At 39.8% G+C, this 16,694-nt stretch carries 17 protein-coding genes and 1 pseudogene; 8 read left to right on the forward strand and 10 right to left on the reverse strand.

Annotated features, from left to right (window positions below; all coding sequences use genetic code 11):
* Positions 1–30: 30 nt before the first annotated feature.
* Positions 31–1,308 carry an urea ABC transporter substrate-binding protein gene (urtA, locus tag HKX40_RS10310; protein WP_171589499.1) on the reverse strand — a complete coding sequence of 426 codons (1,278 nt, stop codon included), beginning with the start codon at positions 1,306–1,308 and terminating at the stop codon, positions 31–33.
* Positions 1,309–1,749: 441 nt separating this feature from the next.
* On the opposite strand from urtA, the gene HKX40_RS10315 reads away from it, so the two are divergent.
* Genes HKX40_RS10315 through HKX40_RS10335 form a run of 5 tightly spaced genes read left to right on the forward strand, consistent with a single transcriptional unit; the run spans position 1,750 to position 4,839 of the window.
* Positions 1,750–2,433: a DUF4198 domain-containing protein gene (locus tag HKX40_RS10315; RefSeq protein WP_171589500.1), complete on the forward strand. Its 684-nt coding sequence runs from the start codon at positions 1,750–1,752 to the stop codon at positions 2,431–2,433.
* Positions 2,433–2,918 carry a carboxypeptidase regulatory-like domain-containing protein gene (locus HKX40_RS10320; protein WP_171589501.1) on the forward strand — a complete coding sequence of 162 codons (486 nt, stop codon included), beginning with the start codon at positions 2,433–2,435 and terminating at the stop codon, positions 2,916–2,918. The genes HKX40_RS10315 and HKX40_RS10320 overlap by 1 nt, the downstream gene beginning before the upstream one ends.
* Before the next feature lie 29 nt (positions 2,919–2,947).
* A complete protein-coding gene (cbiM, locus tag HKX40_RS10325) occupies positions 2,948–3,559 on the forward strand; it encodes a cobalt transporter CbiM (RefSeq protein ID WP_171589502.1) in 612 nt (203 codons plus the stop codon).
* Positions 3,546–4,160: a CbiQ family ECF transporter T component gene (locus HKX40_RS10330; RefSeq protein WP_171589503.1), complete on the forward strand. Its 615-nt coding sequence runs from the start codon at positions 3,546–3,548 to the stop codon at positions 4,158–4,160. Before cbiM ends, HKX40_RS10330 begins: the two co-directional genes overlap by 14 nt.
* Positions 4,161–4,176: 16 nt before the next feature.
* Complete coding sequence (locus HKX40_RS10335) at positions 4,177–4,839, forward strand: energy-coupling factor ABC transporter ATP-binding protein (RefSeq protein WP_171589504.1); 663 nt, start codon at positions 4,177–4,179, stop codon at positions 4,837–4,839.
* Positions 4,840–4,843: 4 nt separating this feature from the next.
* Here the strand turns inward: HKX40_RS10335 and HKX40_RS10340 are convergent, their stop codons facing one another.
* From HKX40_RS10340 to HKX40_RS10350, 3 genes are all read right to left on the reverse strand, one after another.
* Positions 4,844–5,311 (reverse strand): barstar family protein, encoded by a 468-nt coding sequence (locus HKX40_RS10340; RefSeq protein ID WP_171589505.1) that lies wholly within the window; start codon positions 5,309–5,311, stop codon positions 4,844–4,846.
* A gap of 252 nt (positions 5,312–5,563) precedes the next feature.
* A complete protein-coding gene (locus tag HKX40_RS10345; protein ID WP_171589506.1) occupies positions 5,564–7,855 on the reverse strand; it encodes an NADP-dependent malic enzyme in 2,292 nt (763 codons plus the stop codon).
* A gap of 138 nt (positions 7,856–7,993) precedes the next feature.
* A complete protein-coding gene (locus HKX40_RS10350) occupies positions 7,994–8,992 on the reverse strand; it encodes a hypothetical protein (RefSeq protein ID WP_171589507.1) in 999 nt (332 codons plus the stop codon).
* A 406-nt stretch (positions 8,993–9,398) separates the two neighbouring features.
* On the opposite strand from HKX40_RS10350, the gene HKX40_RS10355 reads away from it, so the two are divergent.
* From HKX40_RS10355 to HKX40_RS10365, 3 genes are all read left to right on the forward strand, one after another.
* The gene (locus tag HKX40_RS10355) at positions 9,399–10,568 is read left to right on the forward strand and encodes a pyridoxal phosphate-dependent aminotransferase (protein ID WP_171589508.1); all 1,170 of its coding nucleotides are present in this window, start codon (positions 9,399–9,401) and stop codon (positions 10,566–10,568) included.
* A gap of 216 nt (positions 10,569–10,784) precedes the next feature.
* The gene (gene ubiD, locus HKX40_RS10360) at positions 10,785–12,329 is read left to right on the forward strand and encodes a 4-hydroxy-3-polyprenylbenzoate decarboxylase (RefSeq protein WP_171589509.1); all 1,545 of its coding nucleotides are present in this window, start codon (positions 10,785–10,787) and stop codon (positions 12,327–12,329) included.
* An 8-nt stretch (positions 12,330–12,337) separates the two neighbouring features.
* Positions 12,338–12,712, forward strand: coding sequence for a PH domain-containing protein (locus HKX40_RS10365; RefSeq protein WP_216605236.1), 375 nt, complete (start codon positions 12,338–12,340; stop codon positions 12,710–12,712).
* Between the two features lie 191 nt (positions 12,713–12,903).
* Here the strand turns inward: HKX40_RS10365 and HKX40_RS10370 are convergent, their stop codons facing one another.
* The 6 genes and pseudogenes from HKX40_RS10370 to HKX40_RS10920 form a co-directional block, all read right to left on the reverse strand.
* Positions 12,904–13,188 (reverse strand): hypothetical protein, encoded by a 285-nt coding sequence (locus HKX40_RS10370; RefSeq protein ID WP_171589510.1) that lies wholly within the window; start codon positions 13,186–13,188, stop codon positions 12,904–12,906.
* A gap of 732 nt (positions 13,189–13,920) precedes the next feature.
* Positions 13,921–14,193 carry a hypothetical protein gene (locus tag HKX40_RS10375; RefSeq protein ID WP_171589511.1) on the reverse strand — a complete coding sequence of 91 codons (273 nt, stop codon included), beginning with the start codon at positions 14,191–14,193 and terminating at the stop codon, positions 13,921–13,923.
* 947 nt (positions 14,194–15,140) lie between these two features.
* Entirely contained in the window at positions 15,141–15,557 is a 417-nt protein-coding gene (locus HKX40_RS10380) for a type II toxin-antitoxin system HicB family antitoxin (RefSeq protein ID WP_171589512.1), read from the reverse strand.
* A gap of 50 nt (positions 15,558–15,607) precedes the next feature.
* Positions 15,608–15,784: a type II toxin-antitoxin system HicA family toxin gene (locus HKX40_RS10385; protein ID WP_171589513.1), complete on the reverse strand. Its 177-nt coding sequence runs from the start codon at positions 15,782–15,784 to the stop codon at positions 15,608–15,610.
* A 228-nt stretch (positions 15,785–16,012) separates the two neighbouring features.
* On the reverse strand, positions 16,013–16,327 hold the full coding sequence (locus HKX40_RS10390; RefSeq protein ID WP_171589514.1) for a hypothetical protein: 315 nt from the start codon (positions 16,325–16,327) through the stop codon (positions 16,013–16,015).
* Between the two features lie 4 nt (positions 16,328–16,331).
* A pseudogene (locus tag HKX40_RS10920) lies at positions 16,332–16,535 on the reverse strand (ADP-ribosyltransferase); the annotation flags it as partial.
* Positions 16,536–16,694 lie beyond the last annotated feature (159 nt).

The raw sequence follows: 16,694 nt of genomic DNA on the forward strand, positions 1-16,694 counted from the left end.
AATAAGTAGATGGGAGTTTTTATTTAATAATTATTTTTGGCTAGTGCATTTTTTAGCCACTTTATCGTAAGCACCACAATTAATCGGGTCTGTCCAATCTGCAATTAAATTCTTAGACTCTGGTAGATAAGGAGACCATGCCTCACCATCTACCAAACCTGTTTGCTCTACAATCGCAAACTGACCATCATCTTGGATTTCGCCAATTAACACAGGTTTAGAAATATCATGGCTAGGAAGCATTTTTGCTACACCACCGCTAAGATTTGGTACTTCTACACCAATAATAGCTTTTTCAACTTTGTTAGGCTCTGTTGTACCTGCCTTTTCAACTGCTTTTACCCACATATTAAAGCCAATATAAGTTGCTTCCATTGGGTCATTAGTCACCGCCTTATCATCTTTCTTAAAGGCTTTCCAGTCTGCGATGAATTTTTGGTTTTCTGGAGTATCTACACTTTGGAAATAGTTCCATGCAGCCAAATGCCCAACAAGCGGTTTAGTATCCACCCCTTGCAACTCTTGCTCACCAACAGAGAAAGCAATCACAGGCAATTGTTCTGGAGTGACATTTTGGTTAGCTAACTCTTTGTAAAAAGGTACGTTGGCATCACCATTGATAGTAGAAACAATAGCAGTTTTCTTACCCTCTCCTGCGAATTTTTTCACATCAGCCACAATAGACTGCCAGTCAGAGAAACTAAATGGCGTGTAATTCACCATAATGTCTTCTTTCTTAATTCCCTTGGAAAGGAGATAAGCTTCTAATAACTTATTAGTAGTACGAGGATATACATAATCTGTACCTAACAGAGCAAACCGTTGAATCCCTTGTTTCAATAGATAATCTACTGCTGGAATTGCTTGTTGGTTTGGAGTGGCACCTGTATAGAAAATGTTTTTGGAAGACTCTTGACCTTCCCATTGCACAGGGTAGAACAGTAGCCCATTTAACTCTTCATAAACAGGTAACACTGATTTACGAGATACTGAAGTCCAACAACCAAAAGTTACTGCTACCTTATCTTTGGCTAACAATTCACGAGCTTTTTCCGCAAAAAGAGGCCAGTTAGAAGCTGGGTCTACAACTACAGGTTCAAGTTTTTTACCTAATAATCCCCCTTTTTTATTCTGTTCATCAATTAACATTAAAACAGTATCTTTTAATGCAGACTCTGAAATTGCCATACTCCCTGACAATGAATGTAAAACACCCACTTTAATAGTATCTTCTGCTGCAACAGCAGACAGTGATGTCGAAATTAATGCACTACAAACAAGTGTTTTTAACCAAGATAGCTTTTTCACAACTTTCTCCTAGATTATTCATAACCATTTGATTTATATGTCATTTTTTAAAAAACCAACATGACATAACGGGAATCATTCTATGGTAAAAATGTTCCATAACGCAAACTTGTTTGCTCAATGCACCAAGTCATTTCAGGAATTATTTTTAACGGTGCAAACTTTTTGAGAAATGTTATTTTTGGTGCAAAAAATGACTATTTTTAGTGCGTTAATTGCAAAGCCTAAAATTTTGTCATCTAAGGCATCTCCTTAAAAGGGGATTTTTTGACAAAAAACAGCTTTTTACGTACATTTCTACACAAGTAAATTTCGTATATTTGCTGTTTTTTCAACTTTATAAAAACTTGACATATAAGAATTACTTATTTAGATAAACGTTTATTGTTCGCTATTGGACTCATCAAATTAAACTGTTCATGTTATGGAGTGCCATCACTGATGAAAAAATATCTTCTTGCTCTGGGATTATTAAGTACAGCAACCCTAGCTTCTGCCCACAACATTTGGGTAGAGAGTGTTCCTTCTCAACAAAATCAATATGTGGTGAAGTTTGGACATGAAACCACAGAGAGCTACCCTGAGAATAAACTCAAAAAAGTACAATACCTCAATCAAGGAGGTGAATTAAAATCGGTTAATGTGTTTTTTTCCAAAGGAGAAGCGTATTTTACTGTTAATGATGCCAATATAATTTTTGTAGAATTCAATAACGGTATTTGGTCTAAACTTCCTAACGGTAAATATGTAGAAAAGACTAAACAACAAGAACCCAGCGCCGTAAGCAGTACCAATCCTATAAAGTACGGTAAAGCGATTTTGAAATGGAATGAGCAGGCTTTTAAGCCACATCAGCAGGCTTATGAAATCATACCTCTTACCCAACCTAAAGTAGGTGAACCTTTACAAGTACTAGTATTACATGACGGAAAACCCATATCAGGGGCTAAAGTTTCTGTCTCAGAAGATATGCCTGCTCAACTAAGCGATGACAAGGGTGTCGCCTTATTTAATCAAGTAAAATTGGGTGAAAATCGCATATGGGCTGGTTTTGAAGAAAAATCGACATCTCCCAATTATGATAAAAAAAGCATTGAATATCTATTAACCTTTACTGTGAAATAATGTTGCGCTACTTTATCTTTGTCATTGCTTCACTCTTCTCTTCTAGTATATATGCTCATAGTTTGCATATCTTTGCCCAATATGATGGTAATACGGTGACAGGCAAAGCTTACTACTCTGATATGACTCCTGCCGCAGAAACCTACCTGGAAATTATTAAGAATCACCAGGACAAACCAGTCATTGAAGGCAAAACAGATCAACAAGGAAAGTTCTCTTATACTCTTACTGATGGACATATAGTGGAAGTCATTGTTGAAGGAGAGGAAGGCCATAGAGCATCCACCATTGCTGATAAAATAACTCCAGACAGTAATTCAAGCACAGGATTGGCACTTGTTCGCGAAGATATTGCTCAGTTGCGCGATAAAATGTTTATTCGCGATATTTTAGGTGGTGTAGGTTATATTCTGGGGATTGTAGGATTATGGGCTTTATGGCAAGCACGTCGTTTAAATAAATCCTCTACTCGTATCAACAAATAAAATCATTATGCTTTAGCAGAGATTTCGTTATGCACTTATCTGAAGGTGTTTTAAGCCCAAGTACTCTTGTTATCGGTTATGCTGTGGCTATCATGGGTATTACTGTGGGGCTACGCAAAATGGATAATGCCAAATTACCTTTTGTCGCCCTATTTTCAGCAAGTTTTTTTGTTGCTAGTACTATTCATATCCCTGTAGGGATTAGTAGTGTACATCTCATACTCAATGGTATAGCAGGTCTATTTCTGGGATGGTCAGTATTCCCAGCCTTTTTAATTGCTTTAATTTTGCAGTTATTGCTATTTGCTTTCGGAGGTTTTTCAGTTCTAGGGGTCAATTTATGTATTATGGCACTACCTGCTATAGTGGTACATATTTTGCTGACCCCCTATATTCAACGGCAGCAAACCCGTTATTCTCTGATTATCATAGGTACTCTCGCTGGTATTATCGGAGTAGCTGGATCCGCACTTATAGCTGCTATTTTTTTAAGCATGGAGGGAGGGAAAACCTATCTCGATTTGATTTGGCTTTTGCTCATCTCTCATATCCCCGTATTCATTATTGATCCATTAATTAGTATCGGTATTTTGTTAGCTTTAGCAAAAATGCGCCCACAAATTTTTCATGAAGTTAAATAGTCTTTATCAAGTCCATTATCGTCTTATCTACGCAACCTTATGGGGATTCGGAATAAGTTTCATAACATATATACCCTGGTTATGCTGGCTTAATATTATTGCTACGCTGGTATTTATCGGTTTGCTTAAATCTAACCATAAGTCTGTAAAGAGTTATGCAAAAAGATGGGGTAAATTCACATTATTCTACTTAGCCATTTTTGCGATGCTTAGCTGGCATATCACTGCGTATGGCGTGCAATTTTATGATGTAGGATTCGCACTCGCTAAAATCATCGTTCTGCGTATGAATCTACTATTATTTTCCCTATGGATACTATTATTTAATGTCAATGAATTGTTGTTATTACAAGGTATTCTTCGACTTCCTATTCCTCTCAAACTAAAACGCTTGTTTATTCTTACTATACGCTATATTGTGGTATTAAGTGAGCTTAATCATGCCATGGATAGAGCGATGAAAGCCCGGGGGTTTCAAGCCTCCTGTAATAAACGCACTTTATCTGTTTTTTCTCAGAAAATAGCCTTACTTCTTATCCATGCCTTGGATAAAATAGAAAAAAGCCAGATTGCACTGAAGGCTAGGGGATTTAAACTTTAATTGAGTCAATTACAATATGACAGTTCTAGACGTTCGACAACTTTCTATCCATTACCATCAACATCCGGTTATTCACCAACTATCTTTCACTCTAGATGAACAACAGTGTTTATGCCTACGAGGAGAAATCGGATCTGGAAAAACCACGTTATTACTTAGTCTATTAGGCTTTGTCCCCATCACAACTGGTTCAATTTATTGGTTTGGTAATCCCTACAAAAAAGAACAGGATTTTGTCACATTGCGTGGTAGTAAAGTGGGAATTTGTTTCCAAAACGCGTCAGAACAACTGTTTGGCCCTACTGTGTTAGATGATGTAGCATTTGGACCACTAAACCAAGGATTAGCTAAAGAGCAGGCTTACCAAATAGCCCATGAACAACTTGCTCGTCTGGGAATAGCAACACTACAAAACCGTAGTGTTAATACTCTATCGGGAGGTGAACAGAATTTTACAGCAATCGCTGGAGCACTAGCTATGAAACCAGATGTGCTATTACTTGATGAACCAACCAATGGTTTAGATAGTAGAAATCGCGATAAACTTATGCAACTACTTAAAGAACTACAGTTACCACTTTTAATCACCTCTCATGATGAATATTTTATTAAAAAAATGGCAGATGATTACATTTCATTAAAAAGACTCGATTATCCAGATACTGACAATCGAGTCTAATATTTTACTCACCCATATCCACATATGAGCTAGGAGGACGACCTAAATCTGGAGCGCTATGCTTACCCACATGCTCCACAATATAAGACAGAATTTTCTTCTTATCTGCAGCATGAGACTGTGCTTCTTTAAGTACTTCCAGAACACCATAAGCGTCTTCTGTAAGGCTAGGATCACCTGAATGAAGCTCCTTAATCCACACCAGATATCCCACTCGCTGGTCTTCCATTGTTTCATTAAGACAGTCCAATAAAGCATCCATATCCTTGCCAAAGAAGACAGGATAATCTACCGCCTTAGCAAAAGCACGCAATAAAGCAGATAAATTGCGTGCTTTAGAACAGTCTGCAACAAATACAGCCAGACCTAAAGCTCGTGCCTGATCCATCACCTCCTCTTCGCGAGAGAGTAACGCCTTGGGTAACTCTCCCCCTTGTGACAGCTCTTGTTCAATATTTATTTTCTTGCTCATAACAATAACTACCATCTGATAATGCAAATTGACAGAGAATTTATATTGAGTTGGATTTTTCGTCAAGAGAAAAAATGTATCAAACCCATAATTCAACGATTTTATTGCTTTTCATACCACACTTACGATGCTAAAACACAAAGAAAATGTTTTCAAAAAGAAAATATCCTCATAATACTGTTCTTAATATTTCAAAAGCCCTTGCTGAACAAACAACAAGGGCATGGATAAATTAAAGATAAAACTGTATTCTTATTCTTTGCGCGTATTTGCATCCACCACGGCTAATGCTGCCATATTGACAATACGGCGGACAGTAGAGCTAGGGGTAAGAATATGGATTGGAGCATTGATACCCAATAAGAAAGGACCAATCGCCACATTACTGCCCGCACTCACTTTTAGCAAGTTATACGCGATATTGCTCGCATCAACATTGGGGCAGATAAGTAAGTTAGCCGCCCCTTTTAGCGGACTGTCTGGCATCATCTTGGCACGCAAAGTTTCATCTAATGCCGTATCCACATGCATCTCCCCGTCAATCTCTAACGAAGGATCACGCTCTCGCACCATCTCTAGAGCCTCTCGCATCACACGACCGGATACAGGGGTATCCGTACCATAATTAGAACTACTAACCAAGGCAACCTTGGGATCCAAGCGCAAGTGGCGCATTTCCTGTGCAGCCATGATAGCAATATCAGCTAATTCTTGAGCATTGGGTTGAGCATTGACATGAGTATCAGCAACAGCAATCATCGACTCTGCAGTCAAAATAATATTCATTGCAGCATAGGTGCTTACACCTGGCGCTTTACCAATGACCTGATCAATTAGCTCTAAATGATTAGTATAACGACCAATCGTGCCACAAATCATACCGTCTGCTTCACCAAAATGCACCATCAACGCACCAATCAGTGTAGTGCGACGTCGCAACTCTAACCGTGCATATTCTTTAGTCACACCACGACGACGCATCATTTCCCAGTATGTTGTCCAATAGCGATTAAAGCGTTCATCATGCTCACTATCACATACCTCTACATCTTTGTCTAAATCAAAACGCAGGCCATAACGTTGAATACGTGTACGTAGCACCGCTGGACGACCTACCAAAATAGGGGTACATACCTTTTCATCAATAAGCACCTGCACTGCACGTAGCACACGCTCATCTTCTCCCTCAGTAAAGACAATTCGCGATTTTCCACCCTCTTTTCTAAAACGTCTCGCCATGGAGAATAATGGTTTCATAAATGAACCAGAATGGTAGACAAATTGCTGTAATTGCTCGGCATAGGCTTCTAAATCATCAATAGGACGTGTCGCCACTCCCTCTTCCATCGCCGCTTTAGCAACAGCTGGGGCAATCCGTACAATTAAACGGGGATCAAATGGCTTAGGAATAAAGTATTCTGAACCAAAGGACAAACCGATAGTACCATAGGCTGCTGCTACCACCTCATTTTGCTCTTCTTTGGCCAAAGCACAAATTGCAAGAACAGCAGCCTTTTCCATATTACGTGTGATTGTCGTTGCTCCAACATCCAAGGCCCCACGGAAAATATAAGGGAAGCATAAGACATTATTCACCTGGTTAGGGTAATCAGAACGACCCGTTGCCATAACAACATCATCACGTACCGCCATTGCATCTTCAGGAAGAATTTCAGGATTAGGGTTAGCTAAAGCGAGAATCAGTGGGGTATTAGCCATCTGTTTGACCATTTCTGGTTTTAAGACATTACCCGCTGACAAACCAAGGAAAACATCTGCATCCGGAATAACATCTGCTAACGTACGCTTGTCAGTCTCTTGAGCAAAACGCTCTTTATCTGGATCCATCAAAGTAGTACGTCCCTTATATACTACCCCTTCAATATCTGTCACCCAAATATTTTCAATAGGCAGTCCCATATCAACCATTAAATCCAGACAAGCCAAAGCGGCCGCTCCTGCTCCTGACACAACAACCTTAACCTTGTCAATTTCTTTGCCGACAACAGACAACCCATTAATAAAAGCTGAAGTCACACAAATCGCCGTACCATGTTGATCATCATGGAAAACTGGAATATTCATGCGTTTACGCAACTCTCGCTCGACATAAAAACACTCTGGTGCCTTGATGTCCTCCAAATTAATACCACCAAAGGTTGGCTCTAAACCAGCAATAATCTGCACAAGTTTTTCCGGATCACTTTCATTGATTTCAATATCAAAAACATCAATACCAGCAAATTTTTTAAATAGAACAGCCTTACCTTCCATCACTGGCTTAGAAGCTAATGCACCAATGTTCCCTAATCCCAATACAGCAGAACCATTGGTAATCACACCAACCAAATTCCCTCTACCAGTGTATTGCACAGCATTGGCTGGATCTGCCACAATTTCTTCACAGGCAGCAGCCACCCCTGGAGAATAAGCCAAGGCAAGATCCCGTTGATTGGATAATTGCTTGGTTGGCATCACAGTAATTTTGCCTGGACGACCTGCTTTGTGATATTCCAAAGCGGCTTGACGTAATGTTTCTTTCATACTCAATCCCTAACTCAGTTAGACTTAATAGATGCCTTAATCATACCCGATTATCTGATAATACGTGTATAGTCGATGAACAAAAATTCTTTTTAGATAACCTCTACCTGAAAGCCTCTTTCTATGCATCTCTATACATCACTCGTATATTTCTACACCACACTCTCCATCATTCATCCCCTCATCATCATTTATAACCTCATCATCATTGAGAAATACCCCTTCGGCATCAAAAAGATCTTTGACTCGTTGATTCACCCGTACAACGCTTTGTTCTATGGCGTATTGCTCTTGAATGTCTGTATTATCAATAATCCCTGACTGTACAACCGAGCGTCCCCCCTTATCACCAGGGAATAGCAATACATCCTCCGGAATTTTACGAATCACCCATTGCTGAATCCATGCCAACTTACCTTGATGCCCTTGAAATACTCTTGCTAAATTAATATCTACAAAATGCTTTTTCAATGCATCAATACGATAGGCATAAGGCCAGTAAGACATCGCTAATTGTTGCTCAACCAAATCTTCTCGTAATAACTCAAACAAATTAGGAATACATCGATTCAAAATTGGAACCGATAAGGCGGAACGGTCATTGACCCCAAATCCCCCTAATACTGCTTGAGAGCCATCAGCAAAAAGCACACTAATCCGCTCAACACCAGATAAAAAACTATGATAGGGGCGACAATCATGATACAAAGGACTGGCAAACCACTGGGCAATAGTCCAATGCTTGGGAACGCGGGCAAATTGTTGGTATCCTTGCTGGTATAAATCACCTACCAATACACTTGGCTGTACAAGGCATGCATAGTCCCCCATGGGCTCTAGTTGATTTAATTGAGAAGAAAAACGAATAATCAATACATGACGCGAATGCATCTGCTCTGCCATGGTTAAACCCGACAAAGCCATTACGACCCCATACTCTTGGCAACAAACATAAAGGTGTTGAATATCCTCCAATCGCTCAATCACAATCTCGGCAGCTTTAGTTGAATAATGAGATAAGGAAATATCCTGAAAACGTCCTCGTACAACACGCTGCACACGATGACAAAAAGCATCCCAAGGTGTTTGTGGTAATACCCCTGAGCGTCCAAAATTAAAAAAAGAACGGCGATCCATGTCTTGAAATAATCCACATACAGTAAGTTAATGCTGCCAAAGAAGATTGCTATTCTAGCATCATCAATACAGCTATTTTACGATAAACTACAGAACCCTTGACACCGTTGGTAAGTCAAAAGTCAACCTATAAATTCAACGCTTTTATTGGGTAGTAATATACGATTTGCACAATATTCCAATTCGTTAACCATCCAAAATCACTGTTTAAGAAGAAAACTTTTTTGTGCTTGTCAGTTATCCATAAGGGCTACTATACCCAGTCCATATAACCAAGTAACGATGTTTTTTATGTGTATTCTTAATATATTTTAAAGTTTTTCAATTATTTTAAGAATAATATATGACATGACCATATTGACAGTCTACAATTAGAAAATTCTATCTTTTACTTACCACGTTTATTATGTTAACAGCAGCTTCTCGCATCAGTAAGGCAGTGACATTTCAAGCTGTCGAAATTACGAAACAAGCCCAAGCATTACGTGAACAAGGGCATGACATCATCAGCTTAGGTATTGGTGAACCTGATTTTACCGCTCCACCCATCGTTGTTAAAACCATGGCACAAGCTGCTGAGGCAGGTTTAAGTGGATATAGTCCGGCGTTGGGATTAACACCGCTACGCATGGAAATTGCTGAATACTACAATAAGAATTTTGGTACCCACATTTCCTACGATCAGGTAATTGTGACTACTGGTGGTTCAGGTGCATTATCATTAGCTTGTCTTAGTTTGCTAAATCCAGGGGATGAGGTGCTTATGCCAGACCCCTATTATCCTGCAAACTTTAATTTTATCCTCTGTGCAGGTGCTACAACACGCTTGATTACTAGTTCACCTGAAGAAAATTTTCAACTCAGCGCTGATAAAATTGCAGCACATTGGGGTGAGCATACTCGTGGCATTTTAATTGCATCACCTAGCAATCCTACAGGCACTTCAATTCCTGCAGAAGAATTGCAAAAAATTCTCGCTTTTGTTAAATCAAAAAATGGATTTGTTATCCTCGATGAAATTTATTTAGGATTACATTACGAGGGAGATGTACAATCAGGTCTGGTTTATGATAAAGATATTATTGTCATCAATAGCTTTTCTAAATTCTTTAATATGACTGGCTGGCGTCTAGGATGGATTATCGCCCCTAAATATTTTGTACCCCATATCGAAAAACTAACATCTAGCTTAAATATTTGTGCCCCTACACTCGCTCAACATGCCGCGATTGCCTGCTTTAGCGATGAAGCCATGGCTTTATACGAGCAACGCAAACAAGCCTTTAAAGAGCGTCGAGATTACTTACTCAAAGAATTACCCCGTTTAAATTTACCCGTTCCTGTTAAACCTGATGGGGCATTTTACATCTACATTGATGTGACACATTACAGTAATGATAGTGTCGCCTTTTGCCAGCTTTTACTTAAGGAAGTAGGTATTGCCATGACCCCTGGTGTCGACTTCGGACCAGCATGGGCACATAAAATGGCACGTATTTCCTACGCAACAGCAATGGATAGACTTGTTGAAGCTATTGCACGGCTAGAGAAGTTTCTACCTACATTAAGAACCTAATGTTCTTTTATAAGACTTCTACTCACCTTAAAAAACAGAACGTTCTTTTATAAGACCTCTACTCACATTAAAAAAACAGAACGTTCTTTTATAAGACATATTCTTATTGATTAATAACGGCGTAGCTGAGGTAAACAAATCACTTTATCTCCGCTACGCCATTATTCTGATATTAAAACAGGTACAATTTATTCTTTATTTATCTGGAGCGACGGCATGAAATACAAAGACCTGCGCGATTTTATTACCCAACTCGAAAAAAAGAATGATTTTAAAAAGGTTGAATTGCCTATTTCTACTCATTTAGAAATGACAGAAATTAGCAATCGAGTTCTTCGCAAAGAGGGTCCAGCATTACTGTTTACCAATGTTCAACACAATGGGCAACGTAGCGATATGCCTGTGCTAACCAATCTTTTTGGGACACCTAATCGTGTCGCTTGGGGTATGGGTGCAGAAGATATTTCAGCCTTAAAAGATGTAGGTGAATTACTCGCTAGTCTTAAAGAACCCGAGCCTCCTCGTAATCTTAAAGATGCCTTTGGTAAAGTCTCTATGCTGAAATCTGCCTTGTGGGATATGCAACCCAAGATGGTGCGTACAGCCCCTTGCCAAGAGATTGTGTTAGAGGGTGAGCAAGTTGATTTGAATAGGCTCCCTATCCAAAAATGCTGGCCAGGTGATATAGCACCCTTAGTAACCTGGGGGTTGGTAATTACCAAAGGTCCTAATGCAAAACGTCAGAATCTAGGCATTTACCGCCAACAGTTGATTGGCAAAAATAAACTCATTATGCGTTGGCTTTCCCACCGTGGTGGGGCATTGGATTTTAGAGACCATACACTTGCCAACCCCGGTAAACCTTTTCCTATTTCTGTCGCTTTGGGGGCAGACCCTGCAACCATTCTTGGTGCTGTGACTCCCGTCCCTGATAGCTTATCTGAATACCAATTCGCAGGCTTATTACGTGGCTCTCGTACTGAATTGGTGAAATCTATTGGCAATGAATTATCCGTGCCCGCTTCCGCAGAGATTGTGCTAGAGGGACATATTCTACCTGCCAATCACCCTGATGCTATTGCTCCTACAGTGCCTGAGGGTGCTCCTGAACCACGCGATACTGGCTATGAAATGGCTTTAGAAGGACCTTATGGCGACCATACTGGGTATTACAACGAGCAAGATTGGTTTCCTGTATTCACAGTAGAACGCATTACCATGCGTAAGAATCCTATCTACCACAGTACCTATACAGGCAAACCACCTGATGAGCCTGCTGTGTTAGGGGTAGCACTGAATGAGGTGTTTGTCCCATTACTGCGCAAGCAACTCCCGGAAATTGTGGATTTCTACTTACCTCCCGAGGGATGTAGCTATCGTCTTGCGGTGGTATCGATTAAAAAACAATACGCAGGACACGCCAAACGCGTGATGTTTGGAGTATGGAGTATCCTACGCCAATTCATGTATACCAAATTTATCGTGGTCGTAGATGACGACATTAATATCCGTGATTGGAAAGAAGTCGTCTGGGCGATGACTACACGCATGGATCCTGTGCGGGATACCGTCTTGGTGGAAAATACCCCCATTGATTATCTTGACTTCGCTTCCCCTATTTCTGGATTAGGAGGAAAAATGGGCATGGATGCCACCAACAAATGGCCTGGTGAAACCACTCGTGAATGGGGACGACCTATTGTGATGGATGATAGCGTTAAAGCAAAAGTGGATAGTATTTGGCAAGAGTTGGGGTTGTAGGAGGTGTTATGACAGCAGAATTAAGTCCTATGCTTACATGGGTATTTCACGAAGAAGTTGCTATTCCTGATGACGTAACTGATTTATTGGTCGAGGGGGAGGTTGCACTAAAGGCCTATAAAACAGTACGCGATAGTGCAATTTTTACTGACCGTCGCCTAATTGTCAGAGACGTACAGGGAATTCGTGGCAAAAAAGTAGAAATATATTCATTACCCTATGCAAACATCAATATGTGGTCCACTGAAAACGCAGGTGGCTTTCTTGACTTCACCGCAGAAGTCGAACTATGGACACGTGCTGGCCATATCAAAATAGAATTATTAAAAGGAATTGATGTTCGACAATTTGATAAGTTGATTGCTAATTGTGTATTGAAATAAATGCGCCTAATCTTGCCATTAAAGGTTAGACAACTAACAGTGACTTAATACTTACCTGTTATCAGGGGTAGCCACGGGTTCGCCCTACAATGTTTCTGCATTAGCATTAGCTATATTCCCCACCTTGGTATTGAGCGTCTCAAACCAAGAGGGGAATTTAGGTCATGGAGAATATCCTTGAAAACAATCAGTTAGAAAATACTGAAGAAAACCAGTATGAATACAACAAAGAAAATTGCTAAAAAAACAGGGAATACAATAAGAGCCTGTAAGGGATAAGCTGCAGCGAGTCCAATGGCAATGATAAACCCCAACAAAACACGTTTCTTCAAGCGCTTATCATCCTCATCTGCTTTTACCATACGAACAAACTCATCCCAGTCAGCATCAGTCATATCAGCCATATCCTTTTTAAGAATAGCATCACGCCTGCGCTTTCTTTCTAATTCTTCGGGGGTATAGTAAGTGTCAAACATAGCTGCCTCCTGCGTACACTTTCATTATACACCACCCTCAATTCTCGATGATAAGGTGATTTTCCTAACCAAGAAAACTGTAAATTTTACACTTTCTGGAAACCTACACTCTATCATCACAGATAAGGTAGCACTCTAGCTAAAAACTTAGAATTCTAAGAATTTCAGCCAACTCTTGCACAATATAAGGAATAGGTTAGAGGGATAGCTTTGCTAATTTCACCCTGTGCTGTCAAAGGCAGGAGGGGGAGTAATGAAGAGTCTAGTGCCTCATGAGTGAACGAGACCTTTGCAAACGAGTCACAAACGCCGGGTCACACCCGCCCACCAGACTCCGCCTATAGTCTAGAACAATACGTGAAAAATTTCAGTCCCCGTATGGTGGGGTAGTTTTTTCTAGCTCTATTTTGACCATAACGCAATTTCCGTATACACTACATCCCAACTCAAATGATGTAGGGGCTTTAACAAGGTGGCTAAGCAGTCAGGCGTTAAATCTAAATGAGCAAATAGGGAACTGTTCTTTTGGTCTTGTCTGGATATGTTTGTGGGTTCGAGTCCCACCCATCATTTGAGTGTTCCCCCATATACTTTCAGGCATTCAATCCCAGTAAAATCTTTTAAGGCTCAATCCTCGTATGGCAGGGTAGTCCTTTCTGGCTCAGTATTTGGCTGCAATAAATTAATCGTCAGTTTAAACCGAGATATAGCAGAACCGCCCTACAAGAGATTTTATATAGACTCCCTTTCATCAGGGGATGTAATCAGATAGTACAGCAGATAAAAAGGAAATATCCACAAAAAAACTAAAGGTCTACCAATACGCAAGTACCACAATATATAAAGCGCAGGAGTAATGATGGTAAGAAGTAACAAATTAATCAACACCCACACCAGTAAATCATCATGGATAGGTGCAATTAAATGAGCCACAAATCCAACGGCTACTATAAAACTAATAGCAGGCCACTCATAAATAATGGATAGTTTTAAGCGAGCAAGCATTTCTCACCTTTCATAGATTAACCACTTTTAAAGGATATAACATATCTAGCAATACTACAATCCGTTGGGCATCTGGCATACCTGCCACCAGAGTGGATACTATTCATAAGGTTAAAAAATAATTAAAAGACTAAGAGTTAGCTCACTAACTTTCTGTGAAAGATTGACTACCTTTGGTCTCAACACTCATGCGGTGGGGTAATTTTTCCTGACCGATAAGCGGGTCAATCTTGCCCTCAGCAGCTAAGTCTCACCCCGTATGGTGGGGTAGTTTTTCCTGACGTTTTTTTTTGATGACAGAGATACTGCCCAATCAAAATGAAAAAACCAACAATATACCCGAGGATTGTTAGTGGTAGGGCTAGCAGAATGCTAGCCGCAAACACGATGAATGAGAATACTACGGTAGATAAGCAAAAGAGTATCAGCGTTGTAAATGTGCCTCCACTGGTAATAAAAGGCCATAGAAAGCTAAAGAAATAATAAGCAAAGGCAACTGTAGGTACTGCTATCACTATCGCCGCGATGCTTGTCGTGATTTTTTCCGCTAAATCCATGTGAAATCTCTCTTGCTTGAACGTTCAGTATAAATCAAAATGTAGGAAAATCAAACGGCAAAAAGTTACTTATCAGATTAGCAATTGGATCAACCCTACAGAGTGGTTTTACAACTACTTTTACTCGAACAGATAAGCTAATCAAACAGTTAGGCGATAGCTTGCGAAAAGCAAATAAGCGTAATATCAGAACATCAAATAGTATTAAAAAGCTCGAAGAAAAATGCCTAGCTTTACAAGAAAAAATAAAACTAGCGACAGCAAGTGGAGATAAAAAGTTATCCAACTTAAATTTCATTTCTTAGTTTTTAAGTTTTTTATTGACAAATCCCTGCCTTTGATGAGCAGGGATTTTTTTGAAAGACCGCAAGGAGGTCGGTAATTATGTGATCAGACAACTGATAGCATTAAGTGTTTGCCTAGCGCTGCAAGTGATTTTGCTATCGTATCAATCTTGGTAGAGTGCTCGAGATTGGTTATGCGTTGCACTTCTTGCGGTTTAACATGAATACGTTTAGCCAACTCAACGTTTGAGATATTTTGTTTAATCATCTCATTTAGCAAAAGAACCTTGGCATAAACGCTGGCAGGTAATTCCACTAAGACATCGCCTTTTTTAGCTTTGCTTGGAAGTGGCACTGTACGGCGATCTTCGAAGTAAAAATCTAATGCAGTGATTAAGGCATCGTGTGCCATAGCAACTGCGTCTTCGTAGTTGTCGCCGCAGGTAATTGCCTCTGGTATATCTCTAAACGTAACGCTGTATAAACCATTATCTTCTTTTACGAAGGTTGCTGGATAGTACATAGTATTGTTCTCCGTTGTAAGGGTACCTCCCCAATTACAGGAGAGGATTTTTATTTAAGACCTAGTTGCTTTTTTATGGCAATTTCAGTTCCTTTTGCTATCTCTTTGCTAGGATGGCGAGGTAATACTGATTGTTTGCCGTTTAGGTAAAGCTTAAGATGGTTAGCACCTTCTTTTGTTTCTACCCCTTGAGCTTTCAGCCATCTTAAAAACTCACTTTGTTTCATTAAGAAATCCTTAAGTTGTTAAGATAGTTTCATTATAAACAAAAATGTTTATTTTTGTCTCAATCCCCGTATGGTGGGGTAGTTTTTTCTGACTGGAAATCTCTTGCATAAGCGGTGCAGTATGCTTGAGCTTCTCAACAACAGTGTTTAAGTCTTCGGTCGGGATTTCTAGGTAAATATCAATCATGGTCTTGAGATAAAAAAACCACTCAAAAGAGTGGCTGTGGGTTATTCTAACTCAGCTAAATCCGCTTCAAGCATGGCAATGTATTGCTCAACCGTTAGGTTAGGGTCTCCCTGCAAGCGACTGTAAAAGTTAAAGTAGCCAGGCTTAGTGCGTAAATCATGGATAAGCTCTTCTATCTCTGCACGGTCAGGCGGAGGAGGATTGCGAATCATTTCAAAATCACGACGTACAATCTCCTCTGTAGCACGCATATCTTCTTGCCACTCTTCAAGGGTCATGCCCCATTTCTTGGCTTGATGTGCTTGGTACTCCAAAGGCATATCCAATTCGCTTTTAAATGCTTCTTCGTTATCCATCTCATCACTCTTCAACTAGACATATCACTAGGACGTCACCAATTATTTGTCTGCTTTTTACTTTAAATCGGGTCCCAGACTTAAATAACACTTCTTTTTGTTTAGGGTATTTAGACAGTTTTTCAATCACTTTGCCTGTTTTCCCTTTAATTATAAATCGTACCCATCCTTTTTCAAACCCCTGTGGCTGAGTAATTTTACTACTGCTAGTGAAAAAACCTTCTGTGTCTCAATCCCCGTATGAACTGACCCCCATAAGTTGGACACCAACTATGGGGGTTAAATATGAGCAAAAAATATAGTGTTCAACAGAAGATAGATGCCGTATTGCACTATCTAAATAGTCATGATGGTTATAAGCTAACAG

Origin of the sequence: Pelistega europaea (genome assembly GCF_013133775.1) — a bacterium.
Lineage (GTDB): Bacteria > Pseudomonadota > Gammaproteobacteria > Burkholderiales > Burkholderiaceae_B > Taylorella > Taylorella europaea.

Bases quoted from the DNA above. Each gene is read 5' to 3' on its own strand.
- HKX40_RS10335 (WP_171589504.1), top strand. From the start codon at position 4,177: ATGACAGTTCTAGACGTTCGACAACTTTCTATCCATTACCATCAACAT.
- HKX40_RS10390 (WP_171589514.1), bottom strand. From the start codon at position 16,327: ATGGATAACGAAGAAGCATTTAAAAGCGAATTGGATATGCCTTTGGAG.
- HKX40_RS10365 (WP_216605236.1), top strand. From the start codon at position 12,338: ATGACAGCAGAATTAAGTCCTATGCTTACATGGGTATTTCACGAAGAA.
- HKX40_RS10320 (WP_171589501.1), top strand. From the start codon at position 2,433: ATGTTGCGCTACTTTATCTTTGTCATTGCTTCACTCTTCTCTTCTAGT.
- HKX40_RS10340 (WP_171589505.1), bottom strand. From the start codon at position 5,311: ATGAGCAAGAAAATAAATATTGAACAAGAGCTGTCACAAGGGGGAGAG.
- cbiM (WP_171589502.1), top strand. From the start codon at position 2,948: ATGCACTTATCTGAAGGTGTTTTAAGCCCAAGTACTCTTGTTATCGGT.
- ubiD (WP_171589509.1), top strand. From the start codon at position 10,785: ATGAAATACAAAGACCTGCGCGATTTTATTACCCAACTCGAAAAAAAG.
- HKX40_RS10385 (WP_171589513.1), bottom strand. From the start codon at position 15,784: ATGAAACAAAGTGAGTTTTTAAGATGGCTGAAAGCTCAAGGGGTAGAA.
- HKX40_RS10315 (WP_171589500.1), top strand. From the start codon at position 1,750: ATGAAAAAATATCTTCTTGCTCTGGGATTATTAAGTACAGCAACCCTA.
- HKX40_RS10345 (WP_171589506.1), bottom strand. From the start codon at position 7,855: ATGAAAGAAACATTACGTCAAGCCGCTTTGGAATATCACAAAGCAGGT.
- HKX40_RS10380 (WP_171589512.1), bottom strand. From the start codon at position 15,557: ATGTACTATCCAGCAACCTTCGTAAAAGAAGATAATGGTTTATACAGC.
- HKX40_RS10355 (WP_171589508.1), top strand. From the start codon at position 9,399: ATGTTAACAGCAGCTTCTCGCATCAGTAAGGCAGTGACATTTCAAGCT.
- HKX40_RS10330 (WP_171589503.1), top strand. From the start codon at position 3,546: ATGAAGTTAAATAGTCTTTATCAAGTCCATTATCGTCTTATCTACGCA.
- HKX40_RS10370 (WP_171589510.1), bottom strand. From the start codon at position 13,188: ATGTTTGACACTTACTATACCCCCGAAGAATTAGAAAGAAAGCGCAGG.
- HKX40_RS10375 (WP_171589511.1), bottom strand. From the start codon at position 14,193: ATGCTTGCTCGCTTAAAACTATCCATTATTTATGAGTGGCCTGCTATT.
- HKX40_RS10350 (WP_171589507.1), bottom strand. From the start codon at position 8,992: ATGGATCGCCGTTCTTTTTTTAATTTTGGACGCTCAGGGGTATTACCA.